The sequence below is a fragment of the Alkalimonas cellulosilytica genome, from assembly GCF_036325985.1.
GTDB lineage: Bacteria > Pseudomonadota > Gammaproteobacteria > Enterobacterales > Alteromonadaceae > Alkalimonas > Alkalimonas cellulosilytica.
The window spans coordinates 311,546-327,239 of sequence record NZ_JAUHLI010000001.1; the positions used below are offsets into that span (position 1 = coordinate 311,546).

General features: G+C 54.0%; 11 protein-coding genes and 1 pseudogene. 5 read left to right on the top strand and 7 right to left on the bottom strand.

What is annotated here, in order from left to right; translation table 11 throughout:
• The first annotated feature begins 10 nt into the window (after positions 1–10).
• Both QWY20_RS01490 and QWY20_RS01495 read left to right on the top strand, forming a co-directional pair.
• A complete protein-coding gene (locus QWY20_RS01490; protein WP_330127266.1) occupies positions 11–1,858 on the top strand; it encodes an efflux RND transporter periplasmic adaptor subunit in 1,848 nt (615 codons plus the stop codon).
• Positions 1,848–5,870 carry an efflux RND transporter permease subunit gene (locus tag QWY20_RS01495; RefSeq protein ID WP_330127267.1) on the top strand — a complete coding sequence of 1,341 codons (4,023 nt, stop codon included), beginning with the start codon at positions 1,848–1,850 and terminating at the stop codon, positions 5,868–5,870. The genes QWY20_RS01490 and QWY20_RS01495 overlap by 11 nt, the downstream gene beginning before the upstream one ends.
• A 158-nt stretch (positions 5,871–6,028) precedes the next feature.
• Here the strand turns inward: QWY20_RS01495 and QWY20_RS01500 are convergent, their stop codons facing one another.
• The 4 genes and pseudogenes from QWY20_RS01500 to pdxR all read right to left on the bottom strand — a co-directional run bounded on the left by QWY20_RS01500 (position 6,029) and on the right by pdxR (position 9,735).
• A complete protein-coding gene (locus QWY20_RS01500; protein ID WP_305944368.1) occupies positions 6,029–6,238 on the bottom strand; it encodes a cold-shock protein in 210 nt (69 codons plus the stop codon).
• A gap of 232 nt (positions 6,239–6,470) precedes the next feature.
• Complete coding sequence (locus QWY20_RS01505) at positions 6,471–6,824, bottom strand: VOC family protein (protein ID WP_330127268.1); 354 nt, start codon at positions 6,822–6,824, stop codon at positions 6,471–6,473.
• A gap of 126 nt (positions 6,825–6,950) precedes the next feature.
• Positions 6,951–8,219, bottom strand: a pseudogene (gene msrA, locus QWY20_RS01510) (peptide-methionine (S)-S-oxide reductase MsrA).
• Between the two features lie 85 nt (positions 8,220–8,304).
• On the bottom strand, positions 8,305–9,735 hold the full coding sequence (gene pdxR, locus QWY20_RS01515) for a MocR-like pyridoxine biosynthesis transcription factor PdxR (protein WP_330127269.1): 1,431 nt from the start codon (positions 9,733–9,735) through the stop codon (positions 8,305–8,307).
• 85 nt (positions 9,736–9,820) lie between these two features.
• Here pdxR and QWY20_RS01520 point away from each other — a divergent pair, with 85 nt between their 5' ends.
• From QWY20_RS01520 to hemN, 3 genes are all read left to right on the top strand, one after another.
• Entirely contained in the window at positions 9,821–10,234 is a 414-nt protein-coding gene (locus QWY20_RS01520; protein WP_330127270.1) for a GNAT family N-acetyltransferase, read from the top strand.
• A gap of 3 nt (positions 10,235–10,237) precedes the next feature.
• Positions 10,238–10,849 carry an FMN-binding negative transcriptional regulator gene (locus QWY20_RS01525; protein WP_330127271.1) on the top strand — a complete coding sequence of 204 codons (612 nt, stop codon included), beginning with the start codon at positions 10,238–10,240 and terminating at the stop codon, positions 10,847–10,849.
• Between the two features lie 83 nt (positions 10,850–10,932).
• Positions 10,933–12,291, top strand: a complete 1,359-nt coding sequence (gene hemN / locus QWY20_RS01530) for an oxygen-independent coproporphyrinogen III oxidase (RefSeq protein ID WP_330127272.1) — start codon at positions 10,933–10,935, stop codon at positions 12,289–12,291.
• 67 nt (positions 12,292–12,358) lie between these two features.
• Here the strand turns inward: hemN and QWY20_RS01535 are convergent, their stop codons facing one another.
• From QWY20_RS01535 to QWY20_RS01545, 3 genes are all read right to left on the bottom strand, one after another.
• Positions 12,359–13,456, bottom strand: coding sequence for a DUF3083 family protein (locus tag QWY20_RS01535; RefSeq protein ID WP_330127273.1), 1,098 nt, complete (start codon positions 13,454–13,456; stop codon positions 12,359–12,361).
• A gap of 127 nt (positions 13,457–13,583) precedes the next feature.
• Positions 13,584–14,843 carry a methyl-accepting chemotaxis protein gene (locus QWY20_RS01540; protein ID WP_330127274.1) on the bottom strand — a complete coding sequence of 420 codons (1,260 nt, stop codon included), beginning with the start codon at positions 14,841–14,843 and terminating at the stop codon, positions 13,584–13,586.
• Positions 14,844–14,907: 64 nt separating this feature from the next.
• Positions 14,908–15,693, bottom strand: a complete 786-nt coding sequence (locus QWY20_RS01545) for a transporter substrate-binding domain-containing protein (protein WP_330127275.1) — start codon at positions 15,691–15,693, stop codon at positions 14,908–14,910.
• Position 15,694 lies beyond the last annotated feature (1 nt).

Genomic DNA, 15,694 nt, shown 5'->3' on the forward strand with positions numbered 1-15,694 from the left:
GACTTTTTCTATGTTCACTTTCACAAAGCAGCGCTCTGCGTTTTTTATCTGGTTGTTGATTGTTTCTTATGGTGTTTTTGCAACACCGCATCAGCATGGCAGCCACGCTGATCATGCCCTGGCGCAATCGGCGGCCAAGCAGGATGATGTACTTTCATCGATGCGTAACCAGGCAACCACTATTTACACCTGCTCCATGCATCCGCATGTTCGCTCGGAAAATCCGAATGATCGCTGCCCGATTTGTGGCATGGCACTGATCCCGGTCGAGCAGGACGATGATCCCCTGCCAGAAGGGGATGACGCCGTGATCCGGTTAAGCCCCAGAGCCAATGCGTTGCTGCAACCGGAGCTAACCCCGGTTCGGCGGCAGCAGGCCACCGCCAGCCTGTCGCTGGTGGGGCAGCTGGCAGCCGATCAGAGCCAGCTAAAAACCATCAGCGCCTGGGCTTCGGGCCGGATTGAGCAGCTGTACCTGGACACCACAGCGGTGGATGTCAAGGCTGGCCAGCCGATGGTGGAGATTTTTAACCCGGATTTGATCGTGATCCAGCAAGAGCTGGTGCAGGCTAAGCAGCTTGCGGCGGCTCAGGGCAGTGCTCGTGCGGGTAGTCTGCCGGCCAGTTCCACACTGGACGCCGCCCGCCGGCGCTTGCGCTTACTGGGCGTGCCTGGTGAGCAAATTGAAGCCATTCTGCAAAGTGAAACCCTGCAGGATACGGTAACTATTAGTGCGCCGGTTTCAGGTCGGGTGATGGAAAAAATGGTCAATGCCGGGGCCTATGTCAGCACCGGCCAGCCGCTGTTTACCGTCCTTAACCTGGATACGCTCTGGCTGGAACTGGAAGCTTTTGAACATCAATTGCCGTTGATACAGCCTGGCCAGCGCATTGAGGTCGAACTGCTGGCCCTGCCAGGTGAGACGCTCGAAACAGAAGTGCTGCTGTTGGAGCCGGTGGTGGACGCCAGCCGCCGTACGGTTCGGGTGCGGGCCTTGCTGCAGAATCCCGATGGTCGCTTAAAACCGGGCATGCTGGCCCGGGCCCAGCTAAAAAGCACGCAGGATGATGTTCTGTTAATCCCAGTGTCGGCCGCTTTATTGACCGGCGAGCGAGCCCTGGTCTATGTAAAGCTGGACGATGAACGCCCGACTTACGCCGGTCGTGAGGTCCGTTTAGGCCGGCGCTTTGGCAACTATTACGAAGTGCTGTCCGGTTTGGATGAGCAGGCGCTGGTGGTCAGCAAAGGCGCGATGCGGCTTGATAGCGAGCTGCAAATCCGAGGCCTGTCCAGCATGATGGCGGCAGTGGGTGAAGGTGGCGATCCCCATGCTCATCACCATGGCACTCAGGCCGGCGAGCCGCGCACCGAAGATTCAACCGCCAGCGCCCGTAGCCGCCAGCTGGTCACTGATTTTCAGCTAAAACCTGACGATGAACAGGCGCTGCTGCAGAGTTACCGCCAGCTGTATCAGGCACTCACTGACGATGATTTAGCCGGCTGGCAGCAAGGCACTGCTGATTTTCACCGGGCTGTCGCTGCCATTGATTGGCCAGATCAAATGGAGGCTGAGGTGCAGGCAATGCAGCAGGGCAAAGGCCATAGCCATCATGTTGGCTCCTTGGAGCGGGCGCGCGAGCTGTACTACCCCCAGGTACAGGCGCTGTTGACTCTGGCCGAGCAGGGGGTGCTGGCCGGCGGCTGGTACCGGGCCTATTGCCCGATGGCGCGAGGCGGCCGGGGCGCAGCCTGGTTGCAGCCTCAAGACAGAGTGCTAAACCCTTACTACGGCGCCATGATGCTGCGTTGTGGCGATATCCAGCAGCAGTTTGCCGGGGAGGGACAGCATGCACACTGATACGGGCTCAGTTGGCCGCTCCCCTTGGTTTGATCGCCTGATGCAAAGCTGCCTGCAGCAAAAGTTGCTGGTGCTGCTGATGGCTGGTCTCTTGCTGGTGGCTGGTGTGGCTTTCGCGCCGTTTGGCTGGAAAACCGGCATGCCCCTGGAGCCGGTTGCGGTAGATGCCATCCCGAACCTCGGCGAGAACCAACAAATCGTCTTTACCGATTGGCCAGGCCGCTCGCCGCAGGATGTGGAAGATCAAATCAGTTACCCATTGAGTGTGGCACTGATGGGTGTTCCCGGCGTGAAGGATGTGCGCTCCTTGTCGATGTTTGGTTTTTCCAGCATCGCAGTGATTTTTGACGACAGCGTGGAGTTTTACTGGTCGCGCACCCGCTTGCTGGAAAAGCTGGCCAGTCTGCCACCCGATGCCTTGCCGGATGGGGTGCAGCCCACGTTGGGGCCGGATGCAACCGCACTGGGGCAGGTGTTTCTCTACACCTTAGAAGGGCGGGATCCGGCGGGCAACACCACCTCTGGCTGGGATCTGGATGAACTGCGCAGCGTGCAGGATTGGTACCTCAGAACCGGCCTGCTGGCTGCCGAAGGCATCAGCGAAGTGGCTTCGATCGGCGGCTATCAACGGGAATATCAGGTGGAGATGGACCCCGATCTACTGCGCATGCATCGGGTAACGCTGTCGCAAGTGACTTCGGCGGTGATGGCAGCCAATCTGGATGTCAGTGCCGGCAGCCGGGAGCTGAATGGGGTCGAGTACCTGATCCGGGGCGTCGGTTTTGTCAAACAGCTAAGCGATATCGAGCAGGCCGTGGTGCGGTTGGCACCGGACAACACCCCGATCCGGGTTGCCGATGTGGCCCGGGTGCAATTTGGCCCGGCTGAGCGGCGCGGGGCGCTGGATGTCAATGGCGCCGAGGCCGTCGGGGGTGTGGTCACGGTACGCGAGGGCTACAACCCGCGTCAGGCGATAACCAATGTCAAGCGTCGTCTTGACGAGGTACAGCGCGGCTTACCGGCCAAGGCGGTGGTTGACTGGCAGCAGGTGACTGCAGCTGAAGTCGATGCCTTTGCCCGCGACTGGCAGTTGCCTGCCTGGCAGGGGCGGGATCCGGCCGTGCAAGCCGACTGGCTGGGCTTTTTAAGGGCTCAGCCAGCCGATAGCTGGCCCAGCTGGTTGACCTTAAGTCAACTGACGGTGGTGCCTTTTTACGATCGCAGTGAACTGATTGATGAAACCTTGGGCACCTTGCAGGATGCGCTCAGCCAGCAATTGCTGGTGACGGTGGTGGTGGTGCTGGCCTTGCTGCTGCACTTTCGGGCGGCGTTGGCGGTGAGCCTGATGTTGCCGATGGCGGTGCTGCTGAGCTTTATTGCCATGAAGTGGCTGGCGGTCGATGCCAACATTGTCGCGCTGGCGGGCATTGCCATTGCCATTGGTACCATTGTCGATATGGGCATTATTGTCAGTGAAAACCTGCTCAGGCAGCGGCAGCAGCAACCGGATTTAACCGCCATCGCTGCGGTCAGGCGGGCTGGGCACGAAGTCGGTCCGTCCATTTTAACGGCCATCAGCACCACGGTGATTAGCTTTTTACCGGTCTTTACCATGACAGGTGCCGAGGGCAAGTTGTTCGGGCCTTTGGCTTACACCAAAACCTTTGTGCTGTTATCGGCGGCGTTGCTTGCATTAACGGTACTGCCGGTCATGCTGGCTTTGTTGTTTCGTTGGCGCAAAGCCGATGCTTGGCAAGCCTGGCAGCAGCATCTGCTCAGCAGTGCGCGCTGGTGGCTGCTGGCGGCTTTTGTGTTGCTGGCCATCTGGTTTGGCTCGGGGCTGCTTTGGTTGGCCAGTCTGTTTTATGCTGCGGTGTTGCTCTGGTCCGGTTATCGGGCAAGTATCTGGAAAAAGTTGCAGCCGTTCCCGCTTTGTCAACTCATCGAGCGAAGGCTGCGCGCTTTTGGCCAGCGCTTTTCACTACCAGCAGCTCTGATATGGCGCCTTGGTCATGGCCTGCTGGTGATCCTGGTGCTGCTGGCGGCGGTCACTTTGCTCAGTCAGGTCTGGCTGCCACTCGGGCCATTGGCCGGTAGCCTGGCCAACTGGGGCTTTGTCACCCTGTTGCTGGCAGGGGTGCTGGGCTTTTTTATGCTGTTTTTGTGGGGCTACCCCTGGCTTTTGGCCACCTTTTTGCGGCTGAAATGGCTGTTCTTAGTCTTGCCTGTGCTGGTGGTAGGCTTTGGCCTGACGGTCTGGCTGGGCGCGCAGCAGACGCTGGGCTGGTTGCCAGGGCATTGGCAGCACAGCGAGCGTTGGGTAGAGCTGACGCATCGATACCCCGGTCTTGGCCGCGAGTTTATGCCAGCGCTGGATGAAGGGGCTTTTTTGCTGATGCCAAGCTTAATGCCGCATGCCTCCATTGGCGAAGCGCTGGCGGTGTTGCAGCAGCAAGATGCGGCCATTGCAGCCATCCCGGAAGTGCGCTCGGTGGTCGGCAAAATTGGCCGGGCCGAAACCGCCCTGGATCCGGCCCCCCTTGGCATGATTGAAACGGTGATCCAATACCACAGCGAGTTTAAAACCGATGCTGCGGGTAGGCGGCTGGCGTTTCGTTACGACAACCGGGTAGGCGACTTCGTGCGTGATAAGCAAGGCGAGCTGATTGAAGATCCGCGTGGCCGGCCCTACCGGCAATGGCGGGAGCATATAAAGTCGCCGGATGATATCTGGCAAGAGATCGTGCGGGCTGCCCAGCTGCCGGGCGTGACCTCAGCACCTAAGTTGCAGCCGATTGAAACCCGCTTGCTGATGCTGCAAACCGGCATGCGGGCGGCGATGGGAGTGAAATTATCGGCGCCGGATCTGGCAACACTGGATCAATTGGCCCTTGAGCTGGAACAATTGCTGCGCAAGGCTCCCGGGGTGCAGGCCGCCTCGGTCAGTGCCGAGCGCATTGTGGGTCAGCCTTATCTGGAGATCCACCCAGATCGCGCTGCCATAGCCCGCTATGGTGTCAGCATGCAGCAGGTGCAGCAGGCCATTGCGACGGCAATAGGCGGCATGGAGGTTGGCCGTACTGTGGAAGGGCGTGAACGCTATGGCATCACGGTGCGCTACCAGCGAGAGCGTCGCGACAGTCTGGAGCATCTGGCTGAGGTGCTGATTGATACCGCATCCGGCTATCCGGTGCCTTTAACCCAGCTGGCGGAGATTCGCTACCAGCGCGGCCCGCAGATGATCCGTTCGGAAAATACCTTTTTAACCGCTTATGTCACCTTTGGCAGCTTAAGCGGCTGGGCTGAAGTCGATGTGGTGGATGAAGTGGCTGCCTATCTGGATGCGGCTATTGAAAGCGGCGACTGGCAGCTACCGGCCGGTGCCAGTTACAGCTTTGCCGGCAGCTTCGAGCATCAGCAGCGAGCCAGCCAAACTTTGCAATGGGTGGTACCCTTATCGCTGGTGTTGATTTTTATGCTGCTGTATTTGCAGTTTAAGCGGGTCAGCACCGCGCTGATGATTTTCAGCAGCATTGCCGTGGCCTGGTCGGGCGGTTTTATCATGCTGGATTTGTTTGCCCAGCCCTGGTTCTTAAACATCGAATGGTTCGATACCAATCTGCGGTCTTTGTTTCAGCTGCAAAGCTATCATCTGAGTATTGCAGTCTGGGTTGGCTTCCTGGCGCTGTTTGGTATCGCGGTCGACGATGGGGTGGTGATGGCCACTTACCTGAAGCAGCAGTTTAGTGCGGCTAAACCGCAAAGTCGCAATGAGGTGCGGGCTCTGGTGATGCAGGCTGCCTTAAAGCGGATCCGTCCCTGCCTGATGACTTCGGCTACCACGATGTTAGCCCTGTTGCCGGTCCTCACCGCTACAGGTCGTGGCGCCGATCTGATGATCCCGATGGCGATCCCGACACTGGGAGGCATGTTCTTTGTGCTGCTAAGTGTCTTTATGGTACCGGTGCTGTATGCGATGGTCGAGGAGCGGCGGCTGGCTCAATCCAGCTAAGCTCTCTAGCTGTGCTCCTCTTGGCTGAGTCCCTGTAGCTGAGCAAGTAAAAACTTTGTCACAGCCAATAAAAAAGGCAGCTGCGATGCAGTTGCCTTTTTGGTTAAGCGGTCCGTGGTCTCAGAGTAGTTCTGAAATCTACGGCTCTGTCTTAACGATTAGATCACAGTGATGTTGGAAGCCTGTGGACCTTTCTGGCCAGCAGTGACACTGAACTGAACTTGTTGGCCTTCAGCCAGGGTTTTAAAACCTGAGCTTTGGATTTCGCTGAAATGAGCGAAAACGTCTGGGCCAGAAGCTTGTTCGATGAAACCGAAGCCTTTCGCTTCGTTAAACCATTTGACGGTGCCGGTAGTTGTATTTGACATGGTATGTACCTGTATTAATTAATAAATAAGATGCCTGATGTCAGGCGATTGTGCTGTGAGAGATGTTTTAACTTATGAATACAGGAAGAGTTACTAAAACGGCAATAACATTCGAGGTTTTGCATAAATAACGAACAAACTAATCAAGCACCACCAGTGTATAGGTTTTCTCGGTACTGTCAAACTTTATTTCTGTAAGTTATAAAAATAATGTTTTTTATTTCTCTGCTGTCTATTGCTCCGACCAAACCGCATACTCATTGCCACTTGGATCGGTAAAGTGAAAACGTCGCCCGCCCGGAAAGCTGAAAATAGCTTGCAGGATCTGGCCACCTGCCGCTTTCACATCCGCTAAGGTTTGCTCCAGCTCAGAACTATACAGCACCACCAGGGCGCTGCCATGCTGAGTTAGCGCTACTTGTTCACTTTGGTAGTAACCACCATCGATGCCGGCATCGGTAATGGCCATATACTCCGGGCCGTAATCGACAAATCCCCAGCCAAACACCTGGCTAAAGAATGCCTTGGTTGCCGCCATATCCCGGCAGGGCAGTTCAATGTAATTGATTTTTCCACTTTGTTTCATGAGCTATATCCTTGAGAAATGCCTCGCTATTCAGTGCGCAGTTGCTGTAACAGCCAGCTACGAACTGCCTCTGTATTGTTAATGTTGTCTGAGTATAGCCAGTCTGCAGTTGGTGTGTAGGGCTCATTAACGGGCTACAAAGTCCAGCACGGTGGCATTGATGCAATAGCGGGGCTGGCCCCTGGGGCCGTCGTTAAAGACGTGGCCCAGATGAATGCCGGATACGGCGGCCAGCACTTCGGTGCGAACCATGCCATGACTGTGATCGGGCCGGGTAATCACTGCACCGTCGATGGCTTTGGTAAATGACAACCAGCCGGTGCCTGAGTCAAAGCGATCGCGGGTATCAAACAATGCTGCACCGCTTAAGGCATCAATAAACTGGCCATCCGGTGTATCGCGAAACAGCTCGTACTGCTGGCAAAAGGGGCGGTCGGTGCCACTTTGAAAGGCAGTTTTAAAAGCCTCGCTGTCCTGACCTAAGCTAAAATAGCCCAGCGCCAGATAAAAATCCTTCGGGCTCATAGAGCCTTGCACGCCAAAGACTTCCTGACCGTTATTAAGGAATAACAGGGTAGGGGTGGCCCAGGTGGGGGAGTCGATGGTCAATTGGTGCAACTGATCGGCGTATCACAGGTGCAATGGAGTTTTGCCTTGATAATGAGCGACCACATCGGCTTTAAATTTCTCGCAATACGGGCAATAGCTGGCAGCATCAATCATCACGATATGTTTGCCTTGAAGCAGCAGGCTGTTATCAACTTGCGTTACTTGTTTGGGCTCAGAGCTGTCAAAGAGCACTCCTGTGGCATGGTCCGGGCAATAGCCGTTGGGGTTTTTCGCCAGATAATCCTGGTGGTACTCCTCGGCTTGGAAAAACTGCTGCAGTGGCTGAATGTGCGTTTGAATAGCGCCATAACCTGCTGCTGTGAGCAAGGGCTGATAGCGTGCTTTCACGGCCTGCGCCAGCTGCGCTTGCTGCGCACTGTTGGTCAGAATAATGGAGCGGTACTGGGTGCCAACATCATTGCCTTGCCGGTTCTGCTGGGTTGGATCGTGCATTTCAAAAAAACGTTCCAGCAGTGTTTGCAGACTGATAAGGCTTGGTTGAAACTGAATCTGTATCACCTCGGCATGGTTGTTTGGGTTATGTCGGTTGCGCGGGTGCGTAATGGCCCGGTAGGTGGGGGCAACATCTTTGCCTCCGGCATAACCAGACACGACATCGACTACTCCGTCCATGGCCTCAAAGCGCTTTTCCACACCCCAAAAGCAACCAGCACCCAGCACAATGCTATCAAGCTGGCTGCTGGTGGCAACGTCAGCTCGGGCCGGATGGACAAAAAAGCCTGTTAGCAGGATTATGCTGATAAAAAGCCAATGCAGAGTTCGCATACTGTATCGCATCCGTTGTGGATTTCATCAAAAGTATACGTATCAGACCGGCAAACAGAGCAATGGTTGCTGGCTTTTCTGCGCTTTAGGGATCTAGGTAGTTCTTTAGCAAGCGGGACAGGTGAAGTAGCTGCGCTTCATCTGCATCGGCAATGCCAATCACCAGGCCGCGTTCGGCTTCGTTCAAAAAGCAGTAGCGACTAAAAGGCTGCACTTTAAAACCATGCTGGCTCAGCTGGCTGCACAGGGCGATATCGTCGCGAAGGGTTGGCAGCAGCAGGGTCAGGTGCAGGCCGGCATCTTGCGCCAGCAAACGGGCATCCGGGAAATGTGCTGCTAGCAGAGTACTGGCCAGCTGTTTTTGCTGGTGGTAATGGCGGCGCATTTTCCGTAAGTGGCGCTGAAAATGGCCTTCATTGATAAAATCGGCCAGTACCGCCTGGGGTAATAAAGCCACATCGCCCTGCAGAGCCTGCAGCAGCGTACTGGCGGTGCGGATATGAGCCTTGGGAGCCACCAGATATCCCAGCCGTAATGCCGGAAACAGGGTTTTGCTAAAGGAGCCAACAAAGAGTACGCCTTCACCCTGAGCCAACCCTTGCAAACTGGCGATGGGACGGTGGCGGTACTGAAATTCGCTGTCGTAATCGTCTTCTACCAACCAGCACTGCTGGTGTTTGGCCCAGGAAAGCAGCTCCAGCCGTTTGGCCAGCGGCATGATGCCACCGCAGGGGTATTGGTGTGAGGGTGTCAGAAACAAGGCTCTCGCTGTACCGGCTGTCGGTAAGCCAGCGGGATCCAGGCCGGTGGCTGTGTTGGCGGGAATAGGATGGATCTTGAGTTCTGCCAGTTGCAAAGCCTGTTTTAATCTGGGGTAACCGGGGGATTCCATCAGTACTTGTTCATTGCTGCGAGCTGCCAGCTTGGCTGCTATAAAAAGCGCCTGCTGGGCACCTGCGGTGATCAGGATAGTGTCTTCATCGCATACCAGCTGACGCGACTGACGTAAATACTGCGCCAGTGCCTGTCGCAGCGGCTGATCACCCAGCGGATCGGCCATGCCACACAGCGCTGGCCTGTTGCCATGGCGTTGCAGCAGTTGTTGCCAAACCCGAAAAGGAAACTGGTGTACATCCGCCTGGCCAGGTTGCAAGCGGCCGCTAAAATCCAGCCCTTTAGGCTTCAGGCCGTACGGCTGCACCGGCAGGGCTGTGCCGGTTAACGCATGGACCGGTTCCGGGGTAAAATACCGATCCGGCAGGGCATCGACAATTTGATAACCCCGACCATGCTGCGCCTCAACATAGCCTTCAGCCACCAGTTGCTGCAGCGCTTGCTGCACTGTAGTGCGGCTAAGCGCGAGGTCGCTGGCAAGTTGCCGCTCTGAGGGCAGCAAGGCACCAGCCGGCCAGCGGCCGCTCAGCAGTTGCTGACGTAAGCACAGATAGAGTTGCTGCTGCAGCTCTCCTTCTCCGGATAAACAGAGGGCATCGCTGCACAAGCGGGAACCGGTCAACTGGATTGCTCCTTTTGTTAAAACTGGTTATTTCAATCAATCCAGTTTAGCAGTGAAATGGGGTCTCCAACAGAGGAGACACTGCATGAATTTAACTTTAACCATCGATACCCAGCTTGCTGTTAGCGAGAAGGGTCTTAACGAAGTGATTGCCTTGTATCAAAGCTCCGGCATTGCCCGGCCGGTTGAACAACCAAAGCGAATGCAGCGGATGCTGCAGCATGCCAATCTCATTGTTACTGCCAGGCAAGATGGTCAATTGATTGGGCTGGCCCGTTGTTTAACCGATTACAGCTGGGTGGTTTATATTGCTGATTTGTTGGTCGCCAAAGAAGTGCAACAGCAAGGGGTTGGGCAGCAGCTACTGGCAGAAGTGCAGCGCATCACCGGGCCTGAAGTGCAGCAATTGCTGCTTAGCGCTCCTTCGGCCATGGCCTATTACCCTAAGGTGGGTTTTCAGCCGCTTAGCAATGCATTTGCCATCGGTCGGAAGGAGTAGTCCATGCTGTATTGCCCCAAAGCCATGGCGTTTGCCAGCACGGACGCTCTGCATGACTTTATCGAGCAGCATCCTTTTGGTTGTTTGGTGAGCCAGCCGTTTTTTTGCAGCCATCTGCCCTGGTTACTGAAGCGGCAGCAAGGTGAGCAGGGGGTGCTCTATGGTCATCTGGCCCGGCAGAACCCCCATACCACAACTCTTGATGGCCAGCAGGTGTTGATTAATTTTACCGGCCCCCATGCCTACATTTCACCGGGCTGGTACCAAAGCAAGCTGGCGGTGCCGACCTGGAATTACGCAGTGGCGCATGTGCAGGGCAAGGCCCAGTTGCTGGAGCCAGAGGAGACGCTGGCAGTGCTTGAGGAGCAGGTGGCCTGGTACGAGTCTGAGCCGGCGGCATTGGCGAAGATGCCAGCCCAGTACCGCGAGCAACTGGCCCAGGCTATTGTCGGGATCCGGGTGCCGATAGAACAATTGGCTGGCAAGTTAAAGCTGGGGCAACAGCGCTCAGCGGCCGATCAGCAAGGAGTTTTTGCGGCATTGCAGCAAAGCAGTTCCCCGCAGGCGCAAGCTCTTGCGGCCTTGATGGCAAGCTGGCAACTTGGGGTTGGTTAAGCGGCTGGATGTTGCGTCAGATCAAGGCCTTCTGCTGTGCTTCAGTTAAACTGGGCATCGTATTCATTGCTTTGAGAAATACTATGCCAGGCATTCACTGGGATCCGGCTCTGATTGCCAAGTACAACATTCATGGCCCACGTTATACCTCGTACCCGACGGCGCTGGCGCTACAGGCACCCTTTGAGAGCCAAACTGTGCGTGACACCTTGCTGGCATCGACGGGTGAGCTTAGCCTCTATCTGCATCTGCCATTTTGCCATCAGCTCTGTTACTACTGCGGCTGCAATAAGGTCATTACCCGTCATCAGCACAAGGCAGACCGTTATCTGGATGCACTCGAGCAGGAGATGGCGCTGTATCAGCCCTTGGTAGCGCACCGGCCGATTGGTAAAATTCATTTAGGCGGTGGTACCCCGACTTTTTTAACCGAGCAGCAACTCAGTCGATTAATGCAGCAATTTCAGCAGTACTTTGATTGTGCAAAGCTGGATGAGCTTAGTATTGAAATCGACCCGCGCAGTTGCAGCCTGGAAAAATTGGCGCACCTACGCCAGCTGGGTTTTAACCGGGTCAGTTTTGGCGTGCAGGATTTTGATCAGCAGGTGCAAATCACCATCAACCGGGTGCAGGATACCGACCTGATTCGCCAGCTGGTGCAAAGGGCCAAAGCACTTGGCTTTAGCTCCATTAATCTGGATTTAGTCTATGGTTTGCCGTACCAGCAGACAGCATCTTTCCAGCAGACACTGGATCAGGTGGTAGCGCTGGATCCGGATCGGGTGTCGTTGTTTAGTTATGCCCACTTGCCGGCACGCTTTGCTGCCCAGCGTAAGTTGCCGGAAGCCGCTTTGCCAGCCGCTGAAACCAAGCTTGCCTTATTGCAGCAAGGCATCGCCACTTTTAGCCAGGCAGGCTATCAATTTATTGGCATGGACCACTTTGCCAAGCCGGACGATGGTCTGGCAAAGGCGCAGCGGGCAGGGCAGTTGCAGCGTAACTTTCAGGGTTATACCACCCATGGTCAGAATGCGCTGCTGGGCCTTGGTGTTTCTTCCATCAGTCAGGTGGATGGCGTGCTGTGGCAACACGAAAAAGAATTGCCGGATTACTATCAGGCGATTGAAGCCAGGCAGTTGCCGCTGGCCAAAGGTTTTGTCTTGTCCAAAGACGATTGCATTCGTGCGGAGTTAATTGCACAGCTGATCTGTCATTTTGAGCTGGATACAGCGGTTTTTTCACAGAAGTGGCAGCTGGATTTCTCCGAATACTTTGCTGACAGTCTGCAACAGTTAAGCCCTTTTTTGGAGGATGGTCTGGTCGAATTAACCCCTGATCGCATTAAGGTGACGGATGCGGGGCGACTGTGGGTGCGCAGTATTTGCAGTGCTTTTGATGTGTATTTACAGCAGGGCCAGCAGCGATACTCCAAAGTGGTTTAATACAAAGAGTGGTGTAAGCGAAACCATAAAGCCACCTCGCGGTGGCTTTATGGTTATTTGCAGCTACTTACAGGTGATAGCTGATGTGCTGATGGAAGCGCACCACTAAGTCGTCACGCTCCGGATTCAGGTTGACCCCTTTGGCGAAACGACGCAGGGCGGTTTCGACCTGATTCATAAAGCGGCCATAGCCCATATCGGTGTAATCGTCTTTGGTCGCAAAGATAATCAGTTGTGCGGACTCGACTAAGTTGCTGTCATCCCAGTCAGCAATCAGTTGGCCTTCGCTGACACTGGTATCAAAACCAATCATCTGCAATTCTTTACCAGTACTCATTTTGTCGAACTTACTGTTACGCACCAGTGGCAACAGGCCGTTGGCAAGTACAGCTCTGTGCGTTAGTTTATTCAGGCTGGTTGCTTCAACAAACTGATCCTGAATCAGCTGGTACAACTCGGTGTAAGGGCGATCCGACTTGGCATCAATAGTCACCTGTTCTTTCACGTAGCGGCTTAGCGGTAAATTGATAATTACATAAGTCAGGGCGCTGTGTTCACCTGGCAGTTCACAGTTGCGAGCCTTGTAGCGTGCATCCAGGGAGCGCAGTTTGTAACCATAGCTGTCCTTAACGCCTTTTTGTTTGGCAAATAAGTCGTACGTCAGGTGCTGGTGATCCCGAACTTTGATTTTTAGTTCTGGACTGTTGATTTCATCGCTAAAGCGTTGCAACAAGCCGCGTACTTTGTTATGGAACTCGGCGGCATTGGCCCGGATATTGGCATCGGTGGCTAAAAACAATAAAGAAACCTTGCGCGCTTTTTCTGCCGGATTAAAAAAGCTGTTTTGTGCTTCGTGATAGGCTGGGTTGTAGAAAAACAGAATCTGCTCAGCCGTTTGCAGGGTATAGGCTTCGGTATGAAAGCGCACCACGGGCGTTTTGCCATTGGCAATCAAATGCACATTACGCAGGCCGGCCTGATCGGCCAGTTCAAAGAAGATCTTACCCAGTTGCTGGTAAAACTCTTTAAAAGGTTCGGCACTGTCTACCATAGGCGCACCAAAACGAGCCAGAATGGCATCTGTCAGGCTGAATTCAGCGAGCAAATACTGATTATCTCTGGAACTGTTCGGAATATAAACTTTGTGTTGGCTGCTGACTGGCATAACTCCCCCGTTAAAGCTGTGCTAAATTCCGGCTATTGTAGCAAATTTTAGCCAACCGGACTTATCATTTTTGCTGATTTTTCACAAAGATAACTGTCGGCATACGCAGATGGTATGCCGACAGGCGTTAGTGGCCTGAGCGGGAAAACCTCCCCAACTGCTGCTGGGTTCTGGCGGTGCCTTCAAGTAAAGCTTTGGCGGCATCATCAATGGAGGTCATTTGCGTATTGGCGTCATTGGTCACATGCTCAATGGCGGACAAATGCTGATGTGTTTGCTGATAGCGCTTCTCCAGCGCACCAACCGTTTCATTAATGCTCTGCACCCGGCTTTTGGCATCTGCCAATTGTTGCTGTAAACCGACAAACTCTTTGCTGGTTACATCGGTCTGTTGCTGCGCCTGTTTGGCTTGCTGGTTCAGGCTTTCCGACTCGCTGCGTGTTTCTTGCACCAGTCGCTCCATATCGTTTAAGAAACCGGAGATTTGCCTGGTTGCATCGTTGACCTTGGCTGCCAGCGTGCGAACTTCATCGGCTACCACTGCAAACCCCCGACCAGCTTCACCTGCCCGGGCAGCTTCAATAGCGGCATTAAGCGCCAGCAAGTTGGTTTGATCGGAGAAATTTTCTACCATCACTAAAATTTGCCGGACATTCTCCGCATTCTGATGCAGGCCATTAATGGTTTGGCCGAAAGTATCCAGCAGGTTGACGATACTGGTTAACTGGCCAGACAATTGTTGCATCTGACTGCTAGCACCCTGAGCGCTGCTGACCGTAACGGTGGCCACCTCTCGCATTTGATCGCCATGCTGCACAATATCGGATAAATACTCCAGCACCTGATCACTTTCACCACGGATCTGATGACTGCGTTTTTCAGTGTCCTGCAAATGACTGCGGGTAGTCCGGACGGCTTTTGACACTTGCTCATTGGTTTCATGAGTACGCTTCGCTTCCTGGTGAATGTCTGCCAGCAATAGGTCCAGTTGACTGACAAATTGATTGTATTGTTCGGACAAGTTGCGAAACTCATCGTGCGTAAAAGCAGGGAGTCGATGTTGTAAATCAGTCCCTTTGCTGTTGGTTTCCTCAAGGGCTGATACCAGGGCATGCACCGGGCGAACAATTAAGTGATGCAAATAAAAAATGGTAAAAATAAAAGCAGCAAAACCGAGCAGTAGCAAAAGCCACCAGCCGGTGTTTGCGCCATCAGCCGGGTAAGCCAAGTAGAGTGCGGCAGCAAAGAAAAACGCCAGAAAACCAATGTTGCCGATAATTTTGCGGGTGAGGGTATAAAAAAAGGTTTGTTCAATAAAGTTATACACTTTGGCAAAACTCCCCATAGTCTTTCCATGCATCAGTTTGGTTTGTAGTAACAGCAGCATAGCATACCTAAAATCTCTGACTATTGTTACAGCGCAGGTTTTGGTTGATTTTTAACTTGGTATGTTAATGCGCAACTACTTTGGGGAGCAGTTCCAGGCCGTGACGATGCAGCTCCTGGCTTAGCTGCTCCTGTTGCAGTAGCTGCAGCACCCACTGATACAGTGTTTCTATCGCAAGCTCATGTTCTGGATTGATCAGCAGCTGGTGTTGGTAACTTTGATCAATCCGTTCGGAAATCATGATGTTTCCCGCATGTTCTGGATTGGACAGCAGATACTGATGCAAAAAAGATCGGGTCACAATGGCGGTATCTGTGCGCTGCTTCAGTACCAGCTCAATGCTGGCCTGATGATCACTGACCAGGGTCATGCGATACTTTTGCGCCAGTATCTCTGGATCGGTCTCGTAGTTGGCAATCTGATAATGAAAACCAAGAATACCCGCGATGGTTTTGTTGTCCAGATCCTCAAACCACTGCTGTGAGCTGGCGTTGCTGGCAAGGGCAATAAATACTTCATCGTCTTTGGCAAAGGCTGGGGAATGGTTTATTTCGATGCCTCGTTGTACCCAGCCCCAATAAGGATCCTCAAAGAAAATCGTATCAAACAAGCCTTGCTGGTAATCCTGATGGCGGCGGATCGGCGTGGTAAGTACCAGTTCAAACTGGTAGTCTTGCTGCATGCGATTTAGCTGCCGGATGAGCTCCACGGTAAAGCCTTTGGCCAAGCCATGCTCCAACTCTATGTATGGTGGAAACTGATAACCGCCAACACGAACCGTTGTTTTTGCAAACAATGGATTAAAAAAAAGAACCCAGATAACTAACGCAGAAATCACAACGGACTGCATG

Coding starts and splice junctions, on each gene's coding strand:
- QWY20_RS01490 (WP_330127266.1), top strand. CDS start 11: ATGTTCACTTTCACAAAGCAGCGCTCTGCGTTTTTTATCTGGTTGTTG.
- QWY20_RS01495 (WP_330127267.1), top strand. CDS start 1,848: ATGCACACTGATACGGGCTCAGTTGGCCGCTCCCCTTGGTTTGATCGC.
- QWY20_RS01500 (WP_305944368.1), bottom strand. CDS start 6,238: ATGTCAAATACAACTACCGGCACCGTCAAATGGTTTAACGAAGCGAAA.
- QWY20_RS01505 (WP_330127268.1), bottom strand. CDS start 6,824: ATGAAACAAAGTGGAAAAATCAATTACATTGAACTGCCCTGCCGGGAT.
- QWY20_RS01520 (WP_330127270.1), top strand. CDS start 9,821: ATGAATTTAACTTTAACCATCGATACCCAGCTTGCTGTTAGCGAGAAG.
- QWY20_RS01525 (WP_330127271.1), top strand. CDS start 10,238: ATGCTGTATTGCCCCAAAGCCATGGCGTTTGCCAGCACGGACGCTCTG.
- hemN (WP_330127272.1), top strand. CDS start 10,933: ATGCCAGGCATTCACTGGGATCCGGCTCTGATTGCCAAGTACAACATT.
- QWY20_RS01535 (WP_330127273.1), bottom strand. CDS start 13,456: ATGCCAGTCAGCAGCCAACACAAAGTTTATATTCCGAACAGTTCCAGA.
- QWY20_RS01540 (WP_330127274.1), bottom strand. CDS start 14,843: ATGCTGCTGTTACTACAAACCAAACTGATGCATGGAAAGACTATGGGG.
- QWY20_RS01545 (WP_330127275.1), bottom strand. CDS start 15,693: ATGCAGTCCGTTGTGATTTCTGCGTTAGTTATCTGGGTTCTTTTTTTT.